We start from the raw sequence: 26,918 nt of genomic DNA, 5'->3' as shown, positions 1-26,918 counted from the left end.
ACCATGTTGGCAAGAGCGTGTGAGAAAACAATCTTTACCCTCTGAGCGTGATTTAGACCCGGAGTCAATCAAGCGCAGAACCGAACTTTTTACTAAGTACATATTACCTCATAAGAGGTTGGTATATAGTATTTGTATCAAATACACATTCGAGGATGGCGATATAGAAGATAACTACAGCGAAGTGCTGGTTAATTTCTTTCGCTACATCGAGAGTTATAATCCGGAACGCCCACTCAAAAGCTGGATCTATGCCGTAGCGCAACGGCATGTGTTCGACCTGAACAAACGCAACAGCCTGATGAAGGTCAGCGATAATGTGGATGTCGTGGATCTTCCTGACACGGAAGATGATGATCACATCAGCGGTAACTGCATGGGGATGGAGAATTATCGGCAATATTACAATGACGATATTCTGGAAGCGTTGGATAAATTGGCTCCCATCCACAAAGAGGCACTGCTGCTTCAACAAGCAGGCTACAAGATGGAAGAGATTGTTGAAATCTCCTTCCAAAATGGCAATCTGAAAGCTAAGAATATGGACACCATCAAGAGCCGTATCTTCTTAGCCAAAAAGCAAATGCGAAACCTGATAACACGAGACGGCGATGCAAGAGAAGAGTAAGCTCATAAGCCGCTTGTTTGTGCTCCTCGTGCGTTTGAGCGTTCAATCCACTTTCGCCATGCCGGGTGGTCGGTTGGCGGAAAAGCAGATTGATGATGCACTGGACTACCTCACCAAACATTACGGTGAGGTAGGTCTGGAACGCATTGTCGATTACTGTGTGTGCCAGGTTCGTCAAATTTCCGAATATGGAGCAGATTATCTACCAAAATGGAAACTGCCTCATTCGTTTGGGATAAAGGCACTGACACGATTTGTAACCCGAAAGCCCGGACAGAAGTATTATGAAGATAGGTGGTTAGCGAATTTTAACCTGACTCGTGAGGATCTGCTACGTGAGATAGAAGACCGCAGCGTACATCCTCTGTTTCGGTTTATCTATCCCGATTATGAGGATTCGACCAAGCGCAGGGCACTATCCACAGAAGTCGGTTACTATATCTGTGGGGTTTCCACTTTGCTTTGGACACCTTTTTCTTCGGTATGCCGCAGTTGTGTAAAGTCGAAAGCGTGCAAGGTCAGAACCCAAAAGTTATACCCGGAGATATATCGTCTTCGGGTAGCCGAGTTTAAGGGGAAGGAGGTGCAAAATGGGTAAGCCGAAAACTAACCCACTAAGTGTGGAGTTCCTCTATGAACTGTATGCTACCGCCTTGCAAAGCGATACTATTTGTGGGGTATTGGTGCAATATATGGAGAAGGAGTTTTTGCCTGACCGCTCGTTTCAACGGATACAGGAGGTGGTGGCCAATCACTATCGCAACTATAAAAATCCTCCAACGTATGCTGTGCTTGCTCAGGCTTTCAGTACCGATTACGATGCCATTGAATTAATCAACACCTTTCAGGAGTATGATATTGACAGCAGTTCGGAAGCGGTGTTGGATATGTTTGAGAGTTATATCAAGGGAGTCAGACTACAAAATGTTTATTCGGAAGTTGGCAAACTCTATAATCAAAGCAAACAAGAGAAAGCGCAGGATTTACTGAAAGAGTACGCCGAGTGGTTGTCCGGCTTTACGCTTAAATCTTCTGCCTTTGTCGATGTTGCCAAGACCTTTACCGAGCGATTCCGACAAAACCAAGCCAAAGACCGGGAGGAACAAAACTCCTCGATGCCGCAAGTGACGCGATTTTATGTGCCATACCTCGATGCATTGAACGGTGGGCGTAACCTGCGTGGGCAGCTAACCTGCTTCCTGGCTTCTACAGGTGTAGGAAAATCCCACATTGTGAAACATATCGGCATCCGGGGTAACATTGATGACGGATTGCATATACTCCATTTCCAGTTGGAGGGTTCGGAGGAGGAGGCTCTGAATGCTTATTCGGGTGGTCTGGTATCAAAAAATGCCTACTACTTTGAGCGTGGCAAGATTTCCGAAACGGAGATGCGACAGTTTGAACGGACGGTAGAAGCCCTGAGCGGTTCGATTACCGTGCGTTGTTTTCCCCGTTTCAATGCCCGTGTCTCGACATTGGATATTAAAAACGGGATTGCCGAATACCGTAAAAAGTGCGGTCGTAATCCGGACATCGTGATTATCGACTCGATGGACTTGTTGACTGATGCCAGCCGCCGGGTATGGAATGCCGAACACGAACGCTCAAAACGTATTGCCGTTGCCAATGACCTGAAAGACCTTGCTGCCGACGAGAAGGTGTGGATGGTCGTGACTTATCAGGCGACCATCGAGAACCGGGACTGGCTTAACAACGAGAACAATGTACTGACCGAATACAACTGTTCGGAGGCAAAAGGATTGGCACGTCCATGTACTCACCTGATTTCATTGAACCAGTCATCGGCAGAACGTCAGGAGGATGTGATGCGGCTTCATATTGCGAAAGCCCGGTTTTTCAAAAAAGGTGATACGATTAAGATAGCCACAGACTACGACAATGAGGTATTCTGTGATTTCCAACGAACATTCTCTTTAAACAGCTAACCGTATGAATAAACACGAGACTGATTTTCTTATTGAGGAGATTACCCGCCATCTGGGAGCCAAACGGGACGGTGGTAATAAGAACCTGATTGCCCGTTGCCCCTACTGTGGCAAGGAAGATAAATACGGCATATACATAGGCAAAGAGACCCTTCGTAAAAAGCCGTTTATGGCACATTGTTTCAGTTGTGGTCGTTCTACGCTGACACGAGATAAATTGCTGGAAGAGATCGGTAGACCCGACCTGATGATAACGCCAACTGCGGATCTCTCGGCACCGCTTAATGCGAACCTATTGTTTCCCCTCGACAATGAAGAAGAGATAGACGATACGCTGGGAATAGTGGAATTACCGGATTTTTACAGACAGGTTTATACGCATCCATATCTCAAGGCAAGGGGTTTTGTCTATGACGATTACGAGCAGTTTCCGGTTGGTATTACCGCAGGGCTGAATCGCCGCTATGATGACTATGTGATTTTCCCGGTGATAGACTCCGGTGATGTGGTGGGTTATGTAGCCCGGCACACCTGGTCAAAAGAAGAGATTGATAACTATAACCGCAAAGCCAAACGAGCCGGAGAGTATCAGATACGCCGGTTTAACAACTCTACGCAGAATGATTTCGTGAAGCTACTCTATAACTACGATGCGGTGATTGAAGATGAAACCGATACGGTGATACTGGTTGAGGGCATCTTTGACGTAGTGGCGATCACCCGAAAGTTGGAATTGTACGACAACCCTCATTTTGTGGCGGTGGCAACTTTCGGCAAGAAGGTATCACAGGCACAGATTTACAAGCTACAAACGAAGGGAGTACGAACAGTGGTGCTGGGTTTTGATGGAGATGCAGTGTCGGCCATCAAACAGACCGCAACGGAACTATCACCATACTTTGAGGTCTTCATCGCAGATATTGCAGATCCTACAAAAGATTGGCAAGACCTGACCGATACCGATATTTTTGAGATTTTCTCAGGACGTCTCAGAAGTCCATTAGAATACAAACTATCAAAATTACAAGAATAATGAATGAATTAATCGCATGGCTGGAAGTGAATCGAATATGCTTTCGGAAGATAGACAGTGAATTGATAGAGATAGAAGATTTTGGGAAGATGCTACTCGCTGACTTATACGGGGTTAGCAGCATACTGAAAGTAACAGATTCCGGTGTCCGATTTAACCTGATGGAGTCGCCCGATGTATTGATGCAGGAAGAGATTTACTATGTAGTATTCCCATTCGGAAACAACTTTTACTATTACGATCTGCGTGAGGAGTTTCGGTTTAATCTGCTCCGCTACATTGGCAAACGGCAACCCACCCGGCTAAATGTTCCGTTTGTCAATCTGGGGGTACATACTTCGTTTGAACTCTTGAATGGTTCGGGTGATGTGGCTGACTGGGTACGAAAGGCTAAATATTTAGGGCATACGGCTCTCGGCATCTGTGATTACAATACGATGGCCGCCACGCTGACTTTACAGAAAGAGTGTGCCAAAGTAGAACTGAAATATGTCTTTGGGTACTCTTTTACGCTAAATCATCTGGATGAAAAGGTGGAAATGAAAGTTTATGCTCTTGCGGACAAGGGATTGCGAAACCTACTCCGTATTCAAAAGGCAATAATGGTTGACAGTGCTGACCAGACACTGACTTTCCGGCAACTGCTTGACTATGCCGAAGGGCTTGTATTGGTATTGGGTAAACGCTCCGGGCTATGGCTCAATCAGAGCAAGCACGTTGTAGCAATGCTTAAAGAAGCCTTTGGCAAGTTATACTTTCAGGTTGACCTTACCGAGTATAAAGCCGAGCGTATTGATGTGGAGGTGTTGCATTCTGTGGCGTGCTATTTTGAGAATTTTGCCGACCCCGTAACCTTTTCATTCGAGATTGAACCTATACTGATATGTGACTGCTACTATTTGGATAAGGAGGATGCGCGGAATAAGATTATTCTAAACAAGATAGCTACCAGTGCAGCCCATGAGCAGAGCGATGAGCAGTATTTTAAGGATGTAGATGAGCATTTTACGGTGATTGAGCCACTGTTCAGCAACAAATGGGATGTAGAAAAACTGTTTGAACGGATGTGTGGGGCAACGGTAGAAATAGCAGAGGCAGCGGAAGCAGCTTATGAGACCGACCGCAACTTTATGCCACGATACGATATGACCGATGAGGAGAAACAAAAATACGGCGACCGACACGCTATGTTCCTTGCCTTGCTGGAAGAAGGTTTTGAACGGTTGGTTCCCAAAGGAGAGGAAGAAGTGTATCGCAAACGGTTGGAGCACGAGATTTACATTTTGGAGAGTACGGATAATGTTGATTATTGCCTTGTGCAGTTTGATACCGTGAATTGGGCTCGAACGAATGGCATCTTGGTCGGGTGCGGTCGTGGTTCGGCTGGAGGTTGTCTGGCATTGTACCTGATGGGGATTACGCTCATTGACCCGATAAAGTACAACCTGCTTTTTGAGCGTTTCCTGCTTCCGGAACGAGCCGGGCTCTATCCGGCACAAGCGACGGTTCTTGCAGGTGAGATAGAATCAACCTCGCATGTCGAGTTGACGCTTGGAAATGGTAAGGTGCTGCGACTGGATAAGGATGCTCAGTTACTTGTTGTGCGAGACGAAACAGAGATAGTAGTATATGCAGATCAATTGAATGATGGTGACGATTTGGTTTTCGATCACAGAGATTATTTGTGGAACGTAAACTATTTCGACAATGAGAGACAATATAACGCTATATCACGGTGATTGTTTGGAGATAATGCCACAGCTTGCCCGGCAAGGGATAAAGGTCGATATGATTCTTTGCGACTTGCCCTACGGTGTCACTAATCACAAAGACGACAAACCTCTGTCTTTCGATAAACTCTGGGAGAGCTACAATGCCATCATCTCGGACAACGGAGTGATAGTCCTCTTTGCACAAGGACAGTTTTACGTGGATCTGGTGAATAGTAATCGCAAGATGTTTAAGTATGATCTTGTGTGGGACAAACAGCTCTCAACGGGATTTCTGAACGCCAGCCGTATGCCGCTGAGAAGACACGAGAGTATTGCCGTATTCTACAAGAAAGCCCCTGTCTACAATCCTCAAAAGAGTGTTGGAAAGCCAAATCACGATAAGGGAACAAAACACAAAACAGATGCACCGACCAATCAGAATTACGGAGTTTATAAGCCGGTTGACGCAGAATTGAGCAGGCTCAAACACCCTGCCAGTATCATATCGTTTCAGAAGCCTCACCCCAGCAAGTGTGTACATCGGACACAGAAGCCGGTTAGCCTCTTGGAGTATCTCATCAAAACCTATACCCATGAAGGTATGACTGTTCTTGACAACTGCTTTGGTTCCGGCTCAACGGGTATTGCTACTTTGAATACCAATCGGAAGTTTATCGGAATAGAAAAAGATAGCCACTACTTCAATGTGGCAAAAGAGATATTGATTGCTGAAATAAGCCTGAAGATTGAATAACAGATTATGTAGAAATTCAAGACAATTCAATTAGTATGGCTACAAAAAATGCAGTGCTGCTCTCAACGCAGCAAATTCTGAACCAGGAGGTTAATGTGTATGGTGATTTTGAGAATCCGCTATTTCTGGCTAAGGATGTGGCTGAGTGGATAGAACACGACAATTCCTCAGTGATGTTACGGTCAATCGACGATGACGAAAAGATACTAAACATTGTTTATACCATTGATGGTGAACAGGAGGCATGGATGCTGACAGAAAATGGAATATATGAAGTGCTAATGCAGAATTTCAATTCTAAGACGAAGGAAATTAGAAAAAATGTAAAAAACATCATTACAGGAATGCACAGAAAAGCAATGTTTCTGAAAGCAACTAAAATAATGGAAGATTCCATTATTCAAGAGAACTGGCGTAAGATTCCCGGATTTGAAGGATTTTATGAAGTGAGCAGCATTGGAAGAGTTAGAAGTACCGTTAGGTCGTTTATTGACAAGAATGGTAAAAAGACATCCTTCCCCTCAAAGATTTTAAGAGTTGGTAGTGGGAAAACATCTCCATACTTAGCGGTAAATTTAAGTATGCGTAATGTCGCCACAAAATACATGGTGCATAGATTGGTCGCAATGAGTTTTTTGTCAAACTGGGATTCTGAGTGCGAGATTAATCATATCGATGGTAATGTTTATAATAACTGCGTATGTAACTTGGAAATGTGCACTCGAAAAGAGAATTACCAACATGCAATTGACGAAAAGCTCAAAAAAGATTATGGTCAATTTAGTTCTAATGCCAAATTATCCAACATTGATGTCAAAAGGATTCGCAAACTGAATAATTTGGGAGTAGCGCAAAGAGATTTGGCCATAGCATTCGATGTATGCAAGCAAACTATATCCAGTATAGTTAATTTTAAAATATACAGGCAATGCAAATAGTATGTGTCAAACAAAAAATATCTAATAGTCCGATAGTCGTTCTTGATACAGTTGTTTTGGACGGTTATCGACAAGGGGGTGGTGGTAGCTGCGGTGATGTCGATTGTGATTTCCAAAGTGATAAAAGACAAGAAGTCAAGGAGTATCTGGAGAGACGATATAATGTCAATGGTAACCAACGTGTATTCTCAGCCGGAACGCTCGCCACACTAAAACTCAAAGCGGTGCTCAAAGATGTTTCGAGGGTGCATAAAGTGCCGTTGAGCATCGTAAACTACATCACAGCCATTTTTGAGGATGATAAGATGGGTTGGACGGAGCTATTTCAGTTGGCCGCAGTCAATAAGAAGGTAAACAAGTTTATTCAGGATTACCCACAGGTCATTGAGGACATTCGCCCTTTGATGGGGCAACCACGCTCGGCTTCGGTACACGCTTCGGCCATACTTATCACTCCGGAAACCAAAGATGGTGAAAAGATGGAGTGTTTTGATTACACGCCCATCAAGAAGGTTGATGATATGCTTGTCTCGGAGTTTGACGGCTATTCGCTGGACGAGGTGGGATTGCTCAAAAACGACTGTCTGGGCATCAAGGAATTATCTAAAATCCAATCCACCATCAACGAGTGTAACCGTGTGTATAATGCGGGAGTTACGTTTGAGGAGATTGTTAAGGGTGACCTAAATGATCCGAAGGCTTATAAGATACTTTCAAATGGATTTAGCCAAAACGTCTTTCAGTTCTCAGGCCGTGGTATGACCAAGTTCTTGATGGATATGCGTCCCGACTGTATAGGTGACCTGATTGCGGCAGCGGCTCTTTATCGTCCGGCTCCTATCGAGGCTGGCTCCACGGAGAAATATTTGGTTTACAAGCGTGGCGAGGTAGCGCCGGTTTATCTATGGGGCACATACGAGGCGTTGAAAAATACATACGGCTTGATTGTTATGCAGGAGCAGGTTGCCCAAATAGCCCGTGAAGTAGGTGGCTTTTCGTTAGGTGACGGTGTTAATCTGGTAAAGCTAATCTCTAAGAAGCGAATGGATAAGATTCACGCTATGAGAGAGCAGTTTATGTCAGGTGCGAAAGAGCGAGGTTGTCCTAAAGAAGATGCCGTGAAGATTTGGGATATTATACAACTGTCTGGCAGCTACCTTTTTAACTCCAGCCACGCCACTGCATACGCCATTACTGCCTATGTCGGAGCCTACCTTAAAGCCAACTATCCGACCGCATTCTACACCGTTGCCCTTCAATGGGCGGACGATAAAGAGATTCCCGCTTTGATGTCGGAAATGGAGCAATGTTCCAAGGCGAAGATTGTACCCCCGGATATAAATGTGTCCGACGTGAAGTTTTTTACCAACTATCAGACCGACGAGATATTTTGGTCGCTGACCCGCATTAAGATGCTCGGAGCAAAAGCAGTGGAGTATATTATAGCTGAAAGGAACCGAGGCGGTGTTTTTATTTCCATTGAAAACTTTATTCACCGGATATTCCGCTACAAACTGAAAAAATACAGTTACTGGGATGATCCGGACAATGCGGACGAAGTAACCCGTGTACCTGTCAATGCCCGGCATGTTAAGAATATGATTCTTGCAGGGTGCTTTGACAATATCGAACGGCTTGAAACCATCACTGACCGATACGGGATTGTGCAACGTGCTGCCAACGAGTTGGGCTTTGAGTTGCCGGAGAAAGATTTTCCGACCGATTTACTGGACAAACATTACTACTGGTCAATGCAACAGATAGCTGTTTCCGGTATCGGCTCTATTGATTACCGTAGAATTTTCGATGCCTCGAAGACTAAGCCGAAAGTCAAGGGTAAAGCCTCTTGGATGGAGCTTCGCAGCGCAATGGATTTGGATAACGAGGGCAAACGTATCGTTGTGTGTGCCACCGTGATCGAAGTCGAGGAGAAATCTTACAAAGACAAGACTAGCGGCGAGAAAAAGAAGTTTGCCAAGCTGACACTACAACAGAATAATGACCTGATGGAGTTGGTTTGTTGGAGCGACTTTCTCAACGAGTTCAAGGCTCCAATTACCACACTCAAAGATAAAGTGATTATCGTTACCGCCATCATTAAGTATAGTGATTACACGGGAGCGAACAGTTTGAACACTCATAAATCATCCATCATGGAACAAATGTAAATGAAACCCACCATCATTGCCATTGTGGGAGCTTCCGGTTCAGGCAAGACCTATCTTTCGAAGCTTCTGCAAAATGAATTGAACGTATTTCTGATCGTGTCATACACTACACGCCCGGCACGAGAGGGAGAGATTGAGGGCATTGATCACTATTACATCAGTAACACACACCGTTTCAGCTATTCGCAGATGTTGTCCTATACCCGATTTGCCGAGTATGAGTATTTTGCACTGGAAGACCAGGTACCACCACAAAAGCACTGCGCTTATGTGGTAGATGAACGAGGCTTGAAGTATCTGAAAGAGACAAAGAGCCACAAGTTCAATATTATTTCTATTCGGGTGGAATCAACAACAGACGCTTTGATTCAGCGGGGCATTGCACCGGATAGAATCAAGCGAGACGATGATAGAACACCACTGCCGCTGGATTATTACGATTACGTCATAGAGAACAACGGTACACTTGAAGAGTTTGAGCACAAGATTCGTGAAACCTATATAAAGATTCAGCAATGGCAGCACCTAAAGTAGAAGCAAAAATTTACACGGCCATCGTGCTGGATTTCGAGACCGGAGGATTGACCTGTGTTGATTCGGCTTGTACGCAGTTGGCTATGCAGGCGGTTCGAATGGATACATGGGAGGTGATTGACCGCTATGAGAAGTACATCACTCCCTACCGTAAACAAGAAGTCGGAGGCGTACCCAAACGCAAGGTACTTAAAACCCGTCAAACCCTTTTTGAGGAAGAACAAGGAGAGCCGATGAAATACGAACCCGCTGCTCTAACCTATTCAGGCATTACAATGGAAACTCTCAACCTGATGGGAGTGGATATAAAAGAAGTGGCAACCAGCGTGATAGAGTTTGCCAAACATAATACCCTGAGTAAGGGACATCAATCTAAACCCATACTCATCGGTCAGAACATCACATTTGATATTGGGTTCTTGCAACAGATGATGAATTACGCCGGATTGGTAAAAGAGTTTGAGAAAGTGTTCGCCGGAACAACTGATTTTTACGGAAACTTTCAGCCTCACTACGTCGATACCATTGATTTGGGACGATTCGCTTTTGCTCATCTGCCGGATGTAACCTCATACAAACTCGAACTATTAGCGGAACGATTAGGCATTGAACTCGATGATGCGCACGACGCGGGTGCCGACGTGACGGCTACGTTGAACGTGGCGGCTGTTTGCTCGGCCCGGCTCCGGCAAGAAGGTGGCGACGTTACTATTGCAAAAAAGGAAAAAACAAGAACCCATTTTAAGATTTAGAGTATGAATGAGGCCGAAAAGAACGAAGAGGTAGTTTCGTTCAAGCAATCAGACCGGATGACTTATGGAGCGGTGAACTATGATGGTACCGAGATGATGGCTGTAATATCAGGTTATGACCTGAATATAGCTTTTAATATGCGTACCATTAACTCTCTATCAGATGCCGAGGCCTCTGCCGATGCGTTGGCTCAGGTCTTTTATGAACTGTTGATGGAGCAATTAATCGAAGAAAAATCATATTTGGTTAAACCACCATCAGATGAAACCACTATTCCTTAATATACAAAGGAAACTAAGGCCTGGATTTCCTTCCGGGCTTTTTTTAGAAAGTAAGTATGGACGAGAAAGATATAAAATTAACCAATGCGGAGATTGAATTCTGCGAATTGTTTGTCGATGGTGATAAAGAGTTTGCCGGACAAGCTGAGGCGTGTTACAGGGAGGTGTTTGGAGAGGATAAGAAAAACATTGCCCTTGCTGCTCGCCGCCTGTTTGCCAAAGAGCATATTACCGCTTACATCAAGGAACTGATAGCCCAAAGGGATATAGATATTGAAGCGGCAGCCGTGAAACTGCAAGTCTCTGAGACGCTAAAGGCTGTAATGTCAGAAACGGCTAAAGGTGAGTATGTGGACAAATTTGGTGTCCCGCTTTCTCCGGCACCGCTTCGTGCCGTATCGGTTAATGCCGCTAAAGCTTTGATGGAGATTTATCCCATTAAGAACGTCCAGAGCCAAACGGGTAAGGGTGGTAATGAAAACAGCAATATTATTTTCAATGTCATTGTACCTCAAAATACACCGCCTCGTGAAACCGAAGATTAGTCAAAAAACAGCCGAAAGGATAGTATATGTTTTAATAATCATAATCCTTGTGATTTATGGAGTATTCAAAGATTCGGCTGCGGCAGATGCGCTTATCAGGGCAGTTAAAGACGCTTTTTCAATTTTAATACAATAATCATTATGACATCATTCAAAGACTTTGTTTCTAACAACATCCGCTCGCTCATTGTCGTCATTTCGTTCACGGTAACGATGTATGTGCAGCATGTAAACAACACCGCTCACATTCAGGAACTGACCACCAAGTGCAAGGCTCTCGAACTCAAAATTGCTGACCAGTACGACCGAATCGACGCTATCAAACTGGATAAAGCGGTATTCGAAGCCACTATGACGCAATTCGTATCTATCCAGACCGACTTGCGTGAGATGCGAGCAGATATAAAAGAACTGCTCAAACAGCGATGAGAAGAGTGTTGCTTGCCTTCGTATCGTCTTTATCGGTTCTCTCCGCTCAGGCTGGATCGCCCTTTGATGTTGCGGTAGAGTGCATCAAGCGATACGAGGGCTTGCACTCCTCAAAGCATCACCCGTATGTCGGCTATGGGCATAAACTATTACCAGGAGAACACTTTGCTAATATGAACGCACAAAGTGCCGATTCGTTGCTTCGTGCCGACTTGTTTCGCCGATGTAAAACATTTCGGGCATTTGGCAGAGATTCACTGCTACTGGCAACATTGGCTTACAACATGGGTGAGAGCAGAGTCCTGAAAAGCCGTTTGGCTCAAAAACTCAAAGCGGGATATCGAGACGTTTATCACGACTATATCACATTCCGACTCATTAATGGCAAGGTCTCAAGTCAACTTGAAAAGCGGAGAAAAGAAGAATTCAACCTATTATATAACGAATAATGAACAAAAGATATGATTACCACAGGAAGTCAAATAACAGTCATTCCTTCACAGGAACTGACGGAGCTGAAATTAGACGGGCTACTTGGTGAGGCCGGTATTGTTTTGGAGGCTTTAACAGAACCGGAACGTAAATCCAAAGGATATATGGTATTATTCCCCGATACCTATAAAGAAGAGTTTTTATGGTTTATCCCCCAAGAATCAGCCTATGAACAAGATTAAGTTATTAGGTGTGTTAGCCTTTATAGGGCTGGGAATGGCAGTATGGGTACAACAACGGCATATCGTCTCTATCAAAAAAGAGAGAGATCGATACCAGATGAACAGCAACGCTTTACTTTCTGAGATGAAGGAGTGGCGGATTGATTCCACGACGATGGCAACGGACGTAAAAACGCTTCGACTTACGGTTGATGAGATGGAGCGATACAGGGCTGAGGATTTAGTTAAAATCAAGCAGATGGGGGTCAAAATCAAAAACCTAAAAGCGGCTGCCAAGCATCAATTAGAGGTCAATGCCGATATAAAAGCATCCGTGAGAGATTCTATTGTCATTCGAGACACTGTTCCTGTGATAGTCAAATCGGTGTCGATGATTACACCCTATCTCCAGTTATCCGGTATTATCGAAAAGGATAGCCTGATAGGTAAAATTCATCTTCCTGTCACATTAAGACAAGCGGTATGGATAGAGTATAAACGCCGTTGGCTGTTTTGGAAAAAGGTAGTTGCGATTCATCAGACCATTACCAGTGACAATCCGCACGTGGAGATTAAATACTCAGAATACATCATCATTCAAAAATAAAAAAATATGTTTACGAAATCATTTCAAACGAGAATCGAAGAAGCGAATAAGGTATTTGTTTCAGCCATTGAGAAGTTAAAATCAGTTCATGCGGATATAACCAATCAGATTACCAATAACAATAGTCAAATTGAGATGCTGAAAGAAGATAATGCTTCTCTCGACACGATGAAGGTCAAAACGGAGAAACAGATTGAGGAAATCGGACGGTTTATTTGTTGATTTCTCGAAATGTATGGATAATATATATTTATTGATATATAGTTCCATAAGATCAAGCTTTCTGTGAAGTTGTTTTCCAATAAAATTCTTACTTAAAGCAAATACATCTACGATTATTTTCTGTCGTTTTATTATTTTATACAGTTGCTTTTGTAATTATCAGCTCATCTTTCCCATTTACAGTTTATTCGCCTTAAAAGGCAGCTTATTCCATAATCTATATGCAATTACATTTACTGATGTAACTTTGTTTTCAAATAGAAACTTATAAAACAGTAAACTACAAACCATGTACAACGATAAAATCCGTATTAATGCGGGTATTATTTCCCGCTTGATGAATAATACTGCTGGTCTCACATTTAATGAGTTGAAAGAAAAGAGTGGATTACCTGACAAAGACTTGTATTTGGCAATAGGTTTGTTAATTGGTGAAGACAAAGTAATATTCTCATCTACTCATGGTGAAGAAAGGTTGTATTTGAATATTTACTTCTACTTTTAAACGAGTGTTAGGATATATAAAACAAACTGCATAAAAATGGAATATATGAATAGATTATCAGCTATTGCAATAATTATTATTCCACTGTACAGTTGGCCTCAAGAAAAAATTGTACCTATAAAATATGGAGATATGGATCAGTGGGAAACCCGTAAGATTCATGAATCCAATATTATTGGAGGCAAATATAAGCTTCTTTATGAAATAGGTCCAGCGCGAAATATTGAAACCAACAATCCATACAAAAATCTGGGGGACTCTCCTTGGGGAACTTCCAACGTAATGGCGAAAGTAGCGGGAATTACAAAGACAAACACAACGGTTTATAAAGAGACACGCGATAAGGGATATTGTGCCCGCCTGGAAACTCATATTGAAAGCGTGAAGGTACTGGGCCTCGTTAATATAAGAGTTTTAGCAACAGGTTCCCTTTTCCTCGGTGATATGCAGGAACCGATTACAGGGACTTCAGATGCAGAGAAATATATAAATTGTGGAATTCCCTTTACTCAACGTCCCAGAGCTGTATGCTATGACTACAAAGTTAAAGTGTCTAATGCCGGAGACCGCATCCGGTTGACCGGTTTCAGTAAAAAAGGACAGGTGGAAGGACGTGATTGCGCAATCGTAGTTTTTTTTCTGCAAAAACGTACGGAGGATATTTATGGAAATATCACGGCAAAGCGAGTGGGAACAATGGTTGCGAAATATGATAAGAATTCGAATGATTGGATAAATGGTGCCATGTATGAAATCCTTTACGGTAACATTACCAGGCATTCTTCTTATGTATCAGAAATCATGGGATTAAGAACAGGAGATTATGCAAGGAACAGTAAAGGAGAAAGCGTTCCGATAAAAGAAATAGGATGGGCTGCTGCCGATGAAATCCCGACACACATGATGCTACAGTTTTCATCCAGTCATGGAGGCCCTTTCATCGGTTCGCCCGGGAACACTCTTTGGATTGATAATGTAAAATTAGTGTATTGAACGAAAGATTATTTCCTGCATCAGTAATTTGCGTATACAAATAACTCATTACATTGTTTATATACGTAAACAAAAAGTAAAAACAATGAATCTGGGAATAAGAGTTATCACAAGACTGGAGTCTGATTATGAAATTACTCTATGGTAATAATATTATTCCGTCAGCCACTTTTTCAATTCCTGCACATTGGTTCTGCTCACGATGATACGTTCTGGAACAGATACGTTAAGATTGACTATCATACGGTTGCTAAACCAAGTCGTAATATCAGTTATAGCTGCCTTTGACACTATGAACTGCCGGTTTGCCCGATAGAACATCGTAGGATCAAGTTGTTTCATCAAGTCATCCAGTAAACCGCCGATGCGACTTTTTGTACCGTCATATTGTATGGCAATAGCATTTTTATCTTCCAAATAAATATATGCGATACTGCTAACTTTGATGGGGATTAGTTTGTCTCGAACAGATACCAACAGCGATGATTTATAGGAAGTGGTTCTCTGTAGTATCGTATCGGCAACCTTTTTGATCAGTTCGGCAGTCTCCTGCGGTTGATAAACAGCAGAAAAACGTTTCAGTTTGTCCAATGCCCGTTGCAGGGACGTGCGACTGACGGGTTTTAGCAGGTAATCAATACTATTCACCTCAAATGCTTTTAAGGCATATTCGTCATAAGCAGTAGTAAAGATAATAGGGCATGTTATTTCCACACTTTCGAATATGGAGAAGGAAAGATTATCAGCCAAGTGTATGTCCATGAAAATCAAATCGGGCATCAGGTTATTCCCAAACCATTCAATACTTTCACTAACTGATTGCAATATGCCCATGACAACAGCATCAGGCGTTAATTCTTTTAACAAACCAACCAGCTTTTTGGCTGTCAGTTTTTCGTCTTCTATGATGATTACTCTCATGGCTTATGTGGTTTTAGGAGATTCGAATACTAAAGGTATTGTCACTTCAAATACATCTTCTGTCTGTTCGATAGTAATATCTTTTTGCCACTTTAACGCATATCGTTCCGACAAGTTTGCCAAACCGATGCCTACACCTGCACTTGGCATAGTTTTGGGTTGATAGTTATTGCTCACAATCAGTTGGCGATCGTTAGTCGTTTTGATTGTGATGCAGAGTGGATGCTGCCGGGAAATGATATTATGCTTCACCGCATTCTCGATTAGTATTTGCAAACTGAGCGGAACGACAGAATAGTTTTTGAGCGCAAAGTTTATCTCTGTTTTAAGCTGAAGACACTCGCCATAGCGGACTTGCAGTAGCCCGAAGTAATCATCAGTAAAATGGAGTTCTTCATCCAGAGTCACAATTTCCTTGGTCTGAAGAATGTAACGGTAAACGGAGGAAAAGCGCTGAATGTATTCATGTGTTCTTTGCTTATCTTCATCCACCAGTGAATCAAGAATACTCATTGTATTGAACAAAAAGTGCGGGTCGACTTGATTCTTAAGTGCCTGGTAGCGTATTTGCATATTCTCCACTTTGAGGGATTCGTACTGAAGAGCCAGGAACTGACGCTTCTCGGACAAATAAATAATGTACGAAACGGCTACCACCATTAAAGCAAGCGATACATTCATCAGAATGATTGATCCGAATATGTAGGAAGAGAAAGACCATACATTCTCCGATGTGAACAGGCTGTTATATAACGGCAACTGTAAAAAGCTGAATAGCAGCGTTATCAGGAGCACTCCGCCCATAAAATACCAGTTCCGCTCCGTTACTGCATATCTCCCCTTCAACAATTGAAAATCGAATACGAAGAGCAAAAATGTAAGGAGGAAGAAGCTCCCTGTACTGTAGAGCAAAGACACATATTTGGGTACAGAGTCTACAAAGCCGAACATCTCGCCTCCCATCATTTTGAGATACAAGGGAGAAAATACTGGTAACACGAATATCAGTGTGATAAAGGCGGCAAGACAGAAAGCTGTCTGCCAGTTCATATAACTTTTTTGTGCCATAACTTTGTTTTTAAAAGTAAAAGTAGACATTCAGATACAATCTATCATTATCCAGATCAGATAAATACATGATTTTATTTTCACGTACTAACCAGCCTATGGCCATACTTAAATCTTTATCTGATAAATGACACCTTTCTTTCAATTCATTATATGTCAAACCGGAGGGAGTATTGTTCATCAATTGTAGAACAATATCTGCATTGATGCTAATTTGATTATTATCCATAAACTTTGTTTTTAGGTATTATTATTTTCTCGACACAAAGATACGAAACCATTCACAACCACTCATAAGTTGACTGACAAACTGTTATTCTTGATAACTGAATTGCTCCTGACCAAAATAAACTGGTTGAATGAGTCGTTAAAAAGACAATATACTCTTAAAAAAAGCCCGTCAAGCGCAAGTGCCTGACGAACTAAATTACTACTCATCAAAAAACAGTACCCATCATTTGGAAGGTTTCTTTTATAATCCAGGTAATTTTGTACGCTTCTTCACCATGTAGAACAAAGCAGGAACTACATATAGTGTCAGGATAGTCGAGGTAATGATACCTCCGATAGTTACTAATGCCATCGGAGTACGGAAGGAAGCCCCGGCTCCTCCACCGAATTCCAGCGCATTGGGAAGTGTACCGACAGCGATAGCCACACTGGTCATGATAACCGTTTTCAACTTTGTCTTTGCCGACTGTATGGTTGCCTGGTGTAACGACTCTCCCCGGGCAAGCAGTTGCCGGTTGTAATCGTATATCAGGATACTATCATTCACCGCCAATCCCAATAAAGTGATAATGGCAATCAGCGAAAGCATATTCATTGATGTTCCGCTTAGGAAGATAAGTACCAGTACCCCGATCATAGCCATCGGCAAGGTGGTAAGCAATAGAAACGGATGCCAGAAGTTTTCCAGCAACGAAGCCATTAGCATATATAGTAGTATAATCGACAGGATTAGCGTAAATGAGAGATCGCGCAGCGACTCATCCATATCCTCTGCCATACCTGCCCATTTCACGGTCACGGATTTCGGTGCCTGAAGGTTGTCCATCAACTGATTGATTTTGCCCTGCATCTCCATGTCCGAAACATTGTCTTTAGGCATTATGCCAAATTCCACCGTCGGGAGTTTGTTGACGTGATAGATCTGCGCCTGCGAAATATCATAGGAGATGTCAGCCAACCGTTCCACCGTATAATGCTGCCCATTAGCCAGAACAGGAATATTCTTGATGCGCGCTAAGTCGCTAATATCATTTTCATTATAGCTGATTCGGATGTCGTATTCCTTTCCATTCTCCTTGTAAACACCCACTTTGATCCCATTTATGGCACTATTGATGGCTGTTGCGACATCGAATACCGATAGATTGAGCCGTGAAACGATTTCCGGCCTTGGAATAATGCGAATCAAACGGTTACCGTTACGGTTGCTCGCTTCGTAGCCGGAGATTCCTTCCATATCCAACAAAGCAGCCTCTACCTTGGCGCTTGTTGCTTTGAGCTCTTCCGTGTTTTCCGACTGTAACAGGAAAGCAATCGGCAGACCGCCTTCGATACCGCTGGCAGACACCAGTGCTTTCACTGACGGAATGCTGTCAAGTTGAGCTTTCAAAGTCTCGGCCAGTTGTATGTTGCTTCTCTCTCGTTCGTTAACTGGGTATAAGTGTGCCATTATCTTGAGCAGGTTTGGTCCTTTGGGCATGATGCCTTTCTCGCCAATCACTGTTTGCATGGCCGACACTTCGGGATGCCGCATGATGATCGCCTCCAGTTTTTTGGCATATTCGCCCGAAGTTTCCAGCGAGGAGCCTGCCGGAAGCTCGACTTCCACAAACACCAGGTTCATATCTTCTTTCGGCATGAAATTGAAGTCGATGAACTTCATCAGACCGAATGAAGCGATGAAGATTCCCATCATGGAGACAAAAAGTAATACACCCCTGCGTTTTTTGGCCAGTAGTTTTTCCAGCGAACGTCCATACCGTTCGGAGAGGTTGTCGAAGAAGCGATCCAGAAAACCGTTGAATTTAGTGGCTTTCAGGTCTTTTTTCAGCAAAACGCTGGCAAGCATGGGTGTCAACGTGAACGATACGAGCAGAGAGAATACGGTCGCAACAGAAATAGTCAGCGCATATTCCACAAAGTACACACCCACCATGGAGGTCATCATAGCCATCGGTAGGAATACCACTAAGTTGGTTCCTGTCGATGCAATCACCGCCATCGTAACTTCCGACGTACCATCTATTGCAGCTTGTTTGATCGGCATCCCCTCTTTTTTCAGGCGGATGATGTTTTCGATTACCACGATGGAATTGGATATCAGCGCACCGATAGAGACGGCAAAACTCATCAGCGTCATCATGTTGAGCGTAGCATTGAGTTGCTTCAGCACGATGAAGCTGGCGATGAGAGATATCGGAATGGATATGCTCACGATAATCACCGTCCGATAGTCCCCGATAAAGAGATAAAGGATGACCCCTGTCAGAATAATGCCGAGAATGACATTCACCAAAGCATCGTCTACGGCACTTTCCGTATATGCAGAATTATCGAACGGAATACTCAGCGTTACACCCTCGGGCAGCTCGTTCTCGAATTCAGGGAGTTTCTCCTTTATGGCTCTCGCCAATTTTACTTCATTGGCATTCGGTTCTTTGAGAATATTGAGCGTAACAACACTGCTGTAATAGTGGTCGTTTTTCAGATCGTGGAAAGTCGACTTATTGGTGGGACGCTTGACACTGTCGCTCACCACAGCGAACTCGCGGACAGACAACGGATAACCTTTGTGCGAGATCATCAGTTCGCTGATGGCTTGAGGGGAAGATGCTTCCTGGCCGGTTTCGATAGAAAAGTTCATTCCGTCGTAGTCGTACGTACCGCCGGGCAGTTTGGTGTTGGCAGCCTGAATGGCTGCTCCTACTTGAGTCAGGTCTAAACCTAATTCGGCGGCTCGCCGCATATCGGCCAGAATCTTGATCTCGCGTTTCTCGCCACCGATAATGTTCACTTTAGTGACACCGTTGATGCGAGTGAAGAGATTCTTCAATTTCTGATCTGCAAGGTCGTACAGCTCCTTGCCGGACTTATTGCCACTCATCACGATCGTCAGTACAGGAACATCGCTGATATTTGTTTTTTGTATCAGAGGACGCTCGATAGACTGCGGCATCTCAGCCATAGCCAGCTCTACTTTCTCCTTGACCTCGTTCATCGCTTCGTTCTCGTTCTTGCTGGAACGGAACTCGGCTTGTACGGTCGACACATTCTCCATCGAGTAGGAGATGACCCGTTTCAGATTGCTCAATCCGGAAATTTCTTTCTCTATTTTTTCGGTCACATTCTTTTCCAGCTCTTCAGGCGTAGCGCCGGGCAGGACGGTAGTGACCATAATGGAAGGGCTGTTCACTTTCGGCATCATATTGACACCTACGTTTACATAAGCCATTACCCCGAAAAATGCCAATGCAATGAAAAGCATCGTGGTGGTAACGGGACGTTCTATTGCAAATTTCGTTATTTTCATAAGTTTGAGTTCGTGGCTCTGATAGCCGATTTGTCGGATATTTTTTCTACGCCCACAGTGACATATTCATCTCCCGATTGTACGCCTGCTTCGATAATGGCCTGTTGTCCCACAATACGGACTATGCGGACGGGAGTGGCGGTAGCATATCCTTGAACACATTTGTAGATCAGGTCTTTCCCTCCGACAGAAGCAATAGCGGTCAGCGGTATGCGAATGGAATTACCGCTTCCCGCCAATTTCATCCTTATGTTGGCGGTCACTCCTCCGGCAGCTATGGCTTGCTGATTGCTGAATTCTGCCCTGATTCGATAAGCCTTGCGTGTGTCGTCCATAATGGTACTTTTCTGTGCCACCCTGCCTTTTAATTCAGGTAGTGAACCCAATTCAAGTGTCACGCCGTCGCCATCCTTAATTAGAAATGCCTCTTTCATTGACACAAAAAACTCTGCGGTCAGTTTGTCCGTTTCAGACAGAACAAAAAGTTGTGTCCCTGCCATCACATGGTCACCTTCGGTTACCGATACATCTGTTATAGTACCCGAGAACGGAGCTTTGACAACATATTGCTCTTCCAGTATCCGTATCTCTTTGGCTTTGTTCTTCACTTCCAGTTCAAGGTCTTCCACCGCCTGTCGTGCTACGAAACCTTTGGCAAGGAGCGTTTTCTGTTTCTCTAATTTACTCTGCATATCTTTATAAACAGCCTGTTGCTGTTCCATTTGAAGCTGATAATTCTGTACCGGGTAAGCGATAAGCGCTTGCCCTTCGGACACCTTTTGCCCGGGACTAATCATCACTTTTGTAGCAATGCCATTTGTTTGTGGTGCAAACTTAAAGGAGCGTGCATACTGCAAATCCGCATGATAGAGTTTCTCCTCACTACCATCATCATACGCTATCCGGGCAGTATTGACAATTACGGCCGCATCTTTTGAATTCTCTACAGGAGTCTGTGGTGTCGGGTTTCCACCGCAGGCAACCAATCCCAGCAAGGAAATAATTATTCCCCCTATCATTCCAATTTTTCTCATGATATAATTTGTTCTAATTTTTATTTCAGTAAGTTTTTAATATTCACAATTGCAGCCTGATAGTCGAGAGTAGCGTTGAGTAGTTGTAGCTTTGCCTGTATATAGGAAATACGCGTTTCGCGAAGTTCGAGATTTGAGACCAATCCCAAACGCAGTTTCTCTTCCGAAGCCTGTATTTCCTTGTCCGCCAGCTCCACCATCTTACGAATGGTGTTGATTTGGGTAGAGGCAACGGTTTTGTCAGCCAACAGGCTTTGATACTCCTTTTCCAGTTGGTTGCCAAGTTCCATATATTCCATCTTGCTCTTTTCGTAGGCAAGATGCGATTTCCGTACTTTGGAGCGATTGTATCCACCTGAAAAAATGGGGATGCTCAAGTTGATCGTTCCATAGCCGACTCCGTTTCTGTCTTTGAACCGGAATTTATCGTCATAAGCGTCCAGCGAGTAACCCAGATTGAAAGTGACTTTAGGAAGAAACGCCGCCTTGGATAAAGAGATCTCCTGCTTTGCTAAATCCATACGTTTGATGCTTTGTTCCATTTTCAGTGTACCGCCGGGGAAACGTTCTTGACCGGTTGCTTCAAGAGAGGCGTCCGGCAAGGCAATCTCACCTTTTATCTCGAACGGTTCCTCCTCCGTCATGTTGGCAAGCAAGCGAAGTTCACGTAATAGATTACCGACAGTTTTCCGTGCATTCTCAATATCGGGCAATGTCTGCTGATAGTAGAGTTCGGATTGCTTCATGGCAAACTCGCTGACAAGTCCGTTTGCAAACATTTCGCAGACTTGTTGGTATTGATTCTGTGCCAATGCACTATTTTCTAAAAAAATAGTGAGCGACTCTTTCGCATAGAGCGCCTGATAAAACAGGAGTGTACCTTGCTTAACCACCTGATTGGTCTGATCTGCCTGAGACAGTTTCATGTAGGCGTTTGCCAACTTGGCTATTTTTTGGTTGGCAAGGGCAGGGGCATTATAGATAGACTGCTCCAGAGTGACGGCACCATTGAGTGTATTTTTGAAATTCACAGGGAATTTGTTGGGAACCCCCTCCATCCCAGACTCTCCCTCGTTGATAAACATATAGCTGTTATTGAAATCCCTACGATAACCCGCCGTGGCTCCTATCTGCGGCAAATACTCGGAACGTGCCATTTTCACATCCTCTGCACTTTGCTGCGTTTCGTTCTGCGCTTTTTTGATACTTATATTCTCTCGTTCGACTTTCTCAAGATATTGCTCCAGAGAATATTCCTGTGCGTTCCCGACAAACGGAATAAGTACGGATAATAAGATTAAGACTTTTTTCATCAGAAATAATAATTAGTTTATTCTGACGCAAAATTACAGAGGTAATTATTGAGGTATATAGGCTATAGGATAAACAGTCATATTTGCCGAATGAGTTGCGTATAATGGGAATAAACTGCCGAAAACAAATAAAAATAGCGGAATAGGATTAATTATTCCGCTATAATTCCTGTTGATGAGGTTATTAAAGCATTCTGTTTTGTTGATTATCGGGTCAGGGGATAGGATAGGTTCTTCGCGTGTTTTCAGTTCTTCACCCTTCCGATTCGCTTCAACCATTGTTCGACGTTCGGTTTGTCTGAAGTAGCCCTGCTGCCTTTAACTTGGTATCCTTCAAGGTATTTAGCTGAGGAGGCATATTTCTTCACCTGGTCGAAAGCCTGTCCGGAGCCGCCACCACCATGCGTGCAGAACGGAACAACGGTTTTGCCTGTGAAGTCGTGGTTCTCCAGAAAAGTGGCGATGATCATCGGAGCGTCTTCCCACCAAATGGGGAATCCGATAAAGATGACGTCATACTCGTTCAGATTCTCTACTTCGGCTTTCAATGCAGGTCTTGCCTGTTCGTCCCTCTCTTTCTTTGCTATGGGTTCGTGCTGTTCGTATACCGAGGGATAGGGCATAACAGGTTCTATACGAAAAGTATCGGCATCGGTTAGAGATTGGATATATTCAGCAATAGTAGCCGTGTTATTGGTGTGCGAGAAGTAAACGACGAGCGTTTTTTCTTGTGCGTGCTGTCCGCAAGACGTGATAGCAAAAGCCGTAACCAACATTAAAAAAAGTTGTTTCATGATGTTCTGTATTTTTCTGTTAGAATAAAAGAGATGTTTCAGATGCTTTCCCCCAGATTTTCAGCCTGCGAGAGATAACCCGGCTGTTTCAAAATATCGTTTACAGCCAATACGCCTGGAACCAACAACGGTTCTTGGGCACTCCATTGAAGTGCTGAAACCGTCATTTTGTACTCCTGTAAAAGCAGGTCGAACACGGCTGTATTTTGATCTCCGGCGGCTGCCAGCAGAAGCGTCTCTTTGTTTTTGGTCTCCGGTCGATCCGTCATCAGGAATGAATAGAACTTATCGATGACAGCTTTCATTTTCGCAGGATAGGTATACCAATAGACTGGCGTCGCGAACACCACCATATCCGATTGCATAATGAGGGTTGCCGCTTCGTTAAAGTCATCCTTGGATATACAGGCACAATCCTCTTTTGAAAAACAATTATTGCAACCGATGCAGGGTTTTATCTCTTTGGACGAAGCGTCGAAGCGCGACACCTGATGTCCGGCTGAGGTTGCCCCTTTAATGAATGCTTCGGCCAACTTATTGCTGTTGCCGTCTTTGTGTGGGCTGGAGGTAATTACTACAATTCTTTTCATGTTGCTTTTTATTGATTATTTAATTTATAATGAGCGGGGGAATATCCGTACTGTTTCTTAAACGCACGGGAGAAATGGGCAGGACTCTCAAATCCCAGTGTGAAGCATATATCGGTAACGCTCATGGGTGTATTTTTCAGCATATCCGCTGCCCTCTCCAGCCGCTTGCCGAGGAGCCATTGTGCAGGCGGCATATTGTAGATGGCTTGAAATTCGCGTTTGAATCCCGACAGGCTGCGACCGGACAAATAAGCAAGTTCCGGTAAGATTAAAGGGTTGGTATAATTATGTTCGACTACGTGGCGAATATCGGCTTTTACGGGCTTCAGCAACTGTAACATCTGCCTGAACGCATCCTCACTGCATTCCGCCACATTGAAAAGCAGTTCCATGACTTTCAGTTTCAATAACGCCGGGTTTATTGTTACCGGGGCATTATAGTAGGGTGCGAGTGACTGCACGAAAGATATCAGTCGGCTATCCATCGGGTGTACCGCTGTTTTTACAATATCCTTTACTTGAGGTGTTTGGATCTTAGCAGTTGTGATAAACTCTTTCAGTAGTTCATTCTGAATGCAGATCATCGTCCCGTCATAAATATCCCCGTTTTCAGCGTCTCCCATCATCTCGAACTGCACAGAGGTCGCTTTTTTTAGCAAAATCATTTCGTTCTTGCGAACCACATGGGACTGTTTTCCATGTCTGAATGTGATCTGCCCGTCGAGCATCAGAATCAGCACGTGCGACTGCATAAACATCGTCCCGCTGCGAGCCATACTGTCGATGCACTGCTGGATGACGGTACAGCCGTCCATTTCGAGCGTGCCGTACAAGACGGGCTTGGCTACTAAAGTCGTCGGTACTTTGATAATTTTTTCCATCTTCATTTCTCAGTAACCACATTTCTAATTGATTGATGCTGCAAAGTTAGCGATAATCAAGCCTACTCATTTGACTTTTTGATTCAATTTACTTGACTAATTAGTCTATCTCGATGTATTATTGCAGTTACTCTGTTCCTCATTCAATAAACATGCCTTGTTGTGATCATTCAGATAGACTCCCGGTCTTCCCGCATAAAGATGACTAGTTACAGACAATGAATCATTGAGATAAGGTGTTTTGATCCCACCTAATTCCAGCATCGTTTGAAAAAATGATGCACTGGATGATACACGCTTTACCTTGTTTGCCTGAACTGCTTTGAGCGATTCCGGATAGGTCTGTTGGTATTTATCAGACATCCATATCAGAAACGGAACGTGCAACTGATAGCTGGAGGCTATCGGAGAGGCATGCAGGAAGAGATGTCTGTCATCGTCATAGATGTCTTCGCCGTGATCCGAAGTGTATAGCAGTGCGGCATTCATATCTTCTTCGTTCAACAACCGGATGAGCCGAGCTAAAAAATAGTCCGTATAGCGGATGGTATTATCATATGCGTTCAATAGCGAATTTCTATTTTTCGCAGTTGCATCCATAGGGGTATCAGGTTTGAAGAAAGCCATTTCTGAGGGATAACGCTCCTTGTAGTTGAAATGAGAACCGTATGTATGAAGCACGATAAACTGCTTCCGGTCACGACTCTTCAACTCGTTGGATACGAGCTCAAGGAGCTCGTCGTCATAAACGATATGGTTGGCATTGATAGCACGCTCTTTAAGGAAGTTCCAAGTGTCCGCTTCTTTACCCAAAAAGTCGATAAGCGAATTATTATAGCGTTGATTGGAGAAGAAAGCCGTCCGGAATCCTGCTTCCTTGAAAGCGGTGATGATACCTTTTTGATAATAGATAGAATCAAAATTGTAGGCTGTTATTGGTGAAAGTAGCATCGGAACGCTTTTGTGCGTCGTGTTAGTCTCCGTGAATGCCTGTGTAAAGGAAGTCAGCCCCTTTACTTTTCTTAGTTCGGGATTAGTGGGACGGTCGTATCCATTTAATGCCCAATTTTGGGAACGGGCAGTTTCGCCAACCACCATCACATAGACTTCTCGCTCTTTTAATGGGTGGGAGGCTTTTGCCTGATACGTGAAGCTGTCGGATGTCTGGTAGTAACGGCATGTTTTTGCATCCCGCTGAAAAGCAAGGTACACGTTATAACATACGTTTACCGGATATAAATCGGTCATTGGCTTGTAATTCTTATCTGCCAGATAAGATATCCCCAATGAGAATATGCCGATGATCAAAGCCAATATGGCTATAGGTCGTTCCCGGGAGAGGAATACGGATGACAGCTTCCGTTTCCCGATGATGGACATGGTAGCAAAGATTAATGCAGGGACATAGAGTAGTACAACGAGAGTGATTGCCGGCATCAGATTATCCAGCAGTTCCATCGCTTCGCCATAATTGGTTGTTATCAGGTTCAGGAACATGTCTACTGCAATAACCGATTGCCCGTACAAAAAAAGCAGTACGATCTGAAATGCACCGAAAAACAGAACAGGAAACAGTATCCAAAACGTCCTGCCATAATTCCTCGACAATGTCATTACCAGGTAATAAACACCAAACGGCAGTAGGACGTTACATATTTTAGCCATTAGTGACAAGGGTTCCGTATAACATAGGATGATATTCGGAATAACCAGGATGAGCAGAAAAAGATAGAAGTACATTTCCGCTTTCACAAAACGGCGCCACCCCTCAACAAGTATTCTTCCTAACTCTTCGGTAAATCTCATTATTAAACTAAAGGTTCTCATAGTTACTTCAATCTGTTAGAATGTGTTTATTGTGTAGTACTATCGAAATATGGAACAGATATATTTATAACAAAGTGATATAAGCAAGACAATGCCGAGCATTAGAATAGCTTCTGTAACCTTATATATCAGCAAGAAACATTTAGGCTGTTCCAAGCTAAAATGTTTGAGATATTTTCCTGTCTTCATATCCGGAGTTTTTAATTATGTGATTACTGACATTATCTTACCTTTCTCTGGCGCAA

At 43.6% G+C, this 26,918-nt stretch carries 29 protein-coding genes; 19 read left to right on the top strand and 10 right to left on the bottom strand.

What is annotated here, in order from left to right:
* Nucleotides 1-19 precede the first annotated feature (19 nt).
* The 19 genes from TY03_RS11155 to TY03_RS11060 all read left to right on the top strand — a co-directional run bounded on the left by TY03_RS11155 (nt 20) and on the right by TY03_RS11060 (nt 14,704).
* On the top strand, nt 20-628 hold the full coding sequence (locus TY03_RS11155) for an RNA polymerase sigma factor (RefSeq protein WP_024996434.1): 609 nt from the start codon (nt 20-22) through the stop codon (nt 626-628).
* A complete protein-coding gene (locus tag TY03_RS11150; protein ID WP_024996435.1) occupies nt 612-1,226 on the top strand; it encodes a hypothetical protein in 615 nt (204 codons plus the stop codon). Before TY03_RS11155 ends, TY03_RS11150 begins: the two co-directional genes overlap by 17 nt.
* Entirely contained in the window at nt 1,219-2,577 is a 1,359-nt protein-coding gene (locus TY03_RS11145; RefSeq protein ID WP_024996436.1) for a DnaB-like helicase C-terminal domain-containing protein, read from the top strand. Before TY03_RS11150 ends, TY03_RS11145 begins: the two co-directional genes overlap by 8 nt.
* 4 nt (nt 2,578-2,581) lie before the next feature.
* Nucleotides 2,582-3,610: a toprim domain-containing protein gene (locus TY03_RS11140; protein ID WP_027317993.1), complete on the top strand. Its 1,029-nt coding sequence runs from the start codon at nt 2,582-2,584 to the stop codon at nt 3,608-3,610.
* On the top strand, nt 3,610-5,349 hold the full coding sequence (locus TY03_RS11135; RefSeq protein ID WP_187373990.1) for a PHP domain-containing protein: 1,740 nt from the start codon (nt 3,610-3,612) through the stop codon (nt 5,347-5,349). Before TY03_RS11140 ends, TY03_RS11135 begins: the two co-directional genes overlap by 1 nt.
* Nucleotides 5,318-6,076: a DNA-methyltransferase gene (locus TY03_RS11130; RefSeq protein ID WP_024996438.1), complete on the top strand. Its 759-nt coding sequence runs from the start codon at nt 5,318-5,320 to the stop codon at nt 6,074-6,076. The genes TY03_RS11135 and TY03_RS11130 overlap by 32 nt, the downstream gene beginning before the upstream one ends.
* Before the next feature lie 35 nt (nt 6,077-6,111).
* Nucleotides 6,112-7,014, top strand: coding sequence for an NUMOD4 domain-containing protein (locus tag TY03_RS22180; protein ID WP_051260479.1), 903 nt, complete (start codon nt 6,112-6,114; stop codon nt 7,012-7,014).
* Entirely contained in the window at nt 7,005-9,182 is a 2,178-nt protein-coding gene (locus TY03_RS11115; RefSeq protein ID WP_024996440.1) for a helix-hairpin-helix domain-containing protein, read from the top strand. Before TY03_RS22180 ends, TY03_RS11115 begins: the two co-directional genes overlap by 10 nt.
* Nucleotides 9,183-9,716 (top strand): hypothetical protein, encoded by a 534-nt coding sequence (locus TY03_RS11110; protein WP_024996441.1) that lies wholly within the window; start codon nt 9,183-9,185, stop codon nt 9,714-9,716.
* A complete protein-coding gene (locus tag TY03_RS11105; RefSeq protein ID WP_024996442.1) occupies nt 9,698-10,468 on the top strand; it encodes a 3'-5' exonuclease in 771 nt (256 codons plus the stop codon). The genes TY03_RS11110 and TY03_RS11105 overlap by 19 nt, the downstream gene beginning before the upstream one ends.
* Before the next feature lie 3 nt (nt 10,469-10,471).
* Nucleotides 10,472-10,750 (top strand): hypothetical protein, encoded by a 279-nt coding sequence (locus TY03_RS11100; protein WP_024996443.1) that lies wholly within the window; start codon nt 10,472-10,474, stop codon nt 10,748-10,750.
* A 56-nt stretch (nt 10,751-10,806) separates the two neighbouring features.
* On the top strand, nt 10,807-11,295 hold the full coding sequence (locus TY03_RS11095) for a hypothetical protein (RefSeq protein WP_024996444.1): 489 nt from the start codon (nt 10,807-10,809) through the stop codon (nt 11,293-11,295).
* Between the two features lie 141 nt (nt 11,296-11,436).
* Nucleotides 11,437-11,724 carry a hypothetical protein gene (locus tag TY03_RS11090; protein WP_024996445.1) on the top strand — a complete coding sequence of 96 codons (288 nt, stop codon included), beginning with the start codon at nt 11,437-11,439 and terminating at the stop codon, nt 11,722-11,724.
* Entirely contained in the window at nt 11,721-12,173 is a 453-nt protein-coding gene (locus tag TY03_RS11085; RefSeq protein ID WP_024996446.1) for a glycoside hydrolase family protein, read from the top strand. The genes TY03_RS11090 and TY03_RS11085 overlap by 4 nt, the downstream gene beginning before the upstream one ends.
* Nucleotides 12,174-12,185: 12 nt before the next feature.
* Nucleotides 12,186-12,398: a hypothetical protein gene (locus TY03_RS11080; RefSeq protein WP_051260480.1), complete on the top strand. Its 213-nt coding sequence runs from the start codon at nt 12,186-12,188 to the stop codon at nt 12,396-12,398.
* A gap of 34 nt (nt 12,399-12,432) precedes the next feature.
* Entirely contained in the window at nt 12,433-12,984 is a 552-nt protein-coding gene (locus TY03_RS11075; RefSeq protein ID WP_230201965.1) for a DUF6549 family protein, read from the top strand.
* Nucleotides 12,985-12,990: 6 nt separating this feature from the next.
* Nucleotides 12,991-13,206: a hypothetical protein gene (locus tag TY03_RS11070; RefSeq protein WP_024996449.1), complete on the top strand. Its 216-nt coding sequence runs from the start codon at nt 12,991-12,993 to the stop codon at nt 13,204-13,206.
* Nucleotides 13,207-13,495: 289 nt separating this feature from the next.
* Nucleotides 13,496-13,711 carry a winged helix-turn-helix domain-containing protein gene (locus TY03_RS11065; RefSeq protein ID WP_024996450.1) on the top strand — a complete coding sequence of 72 codons (216 nt, stop codon included), beginning with the start codon at nt 13,496-13,498 and terminating at the stop codon, nt 13,709-13,711.
* A 36-nt stretch (nt 13,712-13,747) separates the two neighbouring features.
* Nucleotides 13,748-14,704: a PCMD domain-containing protein gene (locus TY03_RS11060; protein WP_024996451.1), complete on the top strand. Its 957-nt coding sequence runs from the start codon at nt 13,748-13,750 to the stop codon at nt 14,702-14,704.
* A gap of 153 nt (nt 14,705-14,857) precedes the next feature.
* Here the strand turns inward: TY03_RS11060 and TY03_RS11055 are convergent, their stop codons facing one another.
* The 10 genes from TY03_RS11055 to TY03_RS11010 form a co-directional block, all read right to left on the bottom strand.
* Entirely contained in the window at nt 14,858-15,625 is a 768-nt protein-coding gene (locus TY03_RS11055; protein ID WP_042370023.1) for a LytR/AlgR family response regulator transcription factor, read from the bottom strand.
* A 3-nt stretch (nt 15,626-15,628) separates the two neighbouring features.
* Complete coding sequence (locus TY03_RS21465) at nt 15,629-16,693, bottom strand: sensor histidine kinase (protein ID WP_187373989.1); 1,065 nt, start codon at nt 16,691-16,693, stop codon at nt 15,629-15,631.
* Nucleotides 16,694-16,703: 10 nt separating this feature from the next.
* Entirely contained in the window at nt 16,704-16,922 is a 219-nt protein-coding gene (locus tag TY03_RS11045; RefSeq protein ID WP_024996454.1) for a winged helix-turn-helix domain-containing protein, read from the bottom strand.
* A 243-nt stretch (nt 16,923-17,165) separates the two neighbouring features.
* Nucleotides 17,166-20,234: an efflux RND transporter permease subunit gene (locus tag TY03_RS11040; protein WP_074434166.1), complete on the bottom strand. Its 3,069-nt coding sequence runs from the start codon at nt 20,232-20,234 to the stop codon at nt 17,166-17,168.
* On the bottom strand, nt 20,231-21,268 hold the full coding sequence (locus tag TY03_RS11035) for an efflux RND transporter periplasmic adaptor subunit (RefSeq protein WP_027317996.1): 1,038 nt from the start codon (nt 21,266-21,268) through the stop codon (nt 20,231-20,233). Before TY03_RS11035 ends, TY03_RS11040 begins: the two co-directional genes overlap by 4 nt.
* 20 nt (nt 21,269-21,288) lie before the next feature.
* Nucleotides 21,289-22,581 (bottom strand): TolC family protein, encoded by a 1,293-nt coding sequence (locus tag TY03_RS11030; RefSeq protein ID WP_024996460.1) that lies wholly within the window; start codon nt 22,579-22,581, stop codon nt 21,289-21,291.
* A 245-nt stretch (nt 22,582-22,826) separates the two neighbouring features.
* Nucleotides 22,827-23,375 carry a flavodoxin gene (locus TY03_RS11025; protein ID WP_024996461.1) on the bottom strand — a complete coding sequence of 183 codons (549 nt, stop codon included), beginning with the start codon at nt 23,373-23,375 and terminating at the stop codon, nt 22,827-22,829.
* Nucleotides 23,376-23,413: 38 nt separating this feature from the next.
* Nucleotides 23,414-23,965, bottom strand: a complete 552-nt coding sequence (locus TY03_RS11020; RefSeq protein WP_024996462.1) for a flavodoxin family protein — start codon at nt 23,963-23,965, stop codon at nt 23,414-23,416.
* Between the two features lie 8 nt (nt 23,966-23,973).
* Complete coding sequence (locus TY03_RS11015) at nt 23,974-24,780, bottom strand: AraC family transcriptional regulator (RefSeq protein ID WP_187373988.1); 807 nt, start codon at nt 24,778-24,780, stop codon at nt 23,974-23,976.
* A gap of 171 nt (nt 24,781-24,951) precedes the next feature.
* Entirely contained in the window at nt 24,952-26,586 is a 1,635-nt protein-coding gene (locus TY03_RS11010) for a phosphoethanolamine transferase (RefSeq protein WP_226992511.1), read from the bottom strand.
* Nucleotides 26,587-26,918: the final 332 nt, after the last annotated feature.

The organism is Bacteroides neonati (assembly GCF_000499785.1).
Lineage (GTDB): Bacteria > Bacteroidota > Bacteroidia > Bacteroidales > Bacteroidaceae > Bacteroides > Bacteroides neonati.
This window is presented reverse-complemented; position numbering and strand designations above follow the sequence as displayed.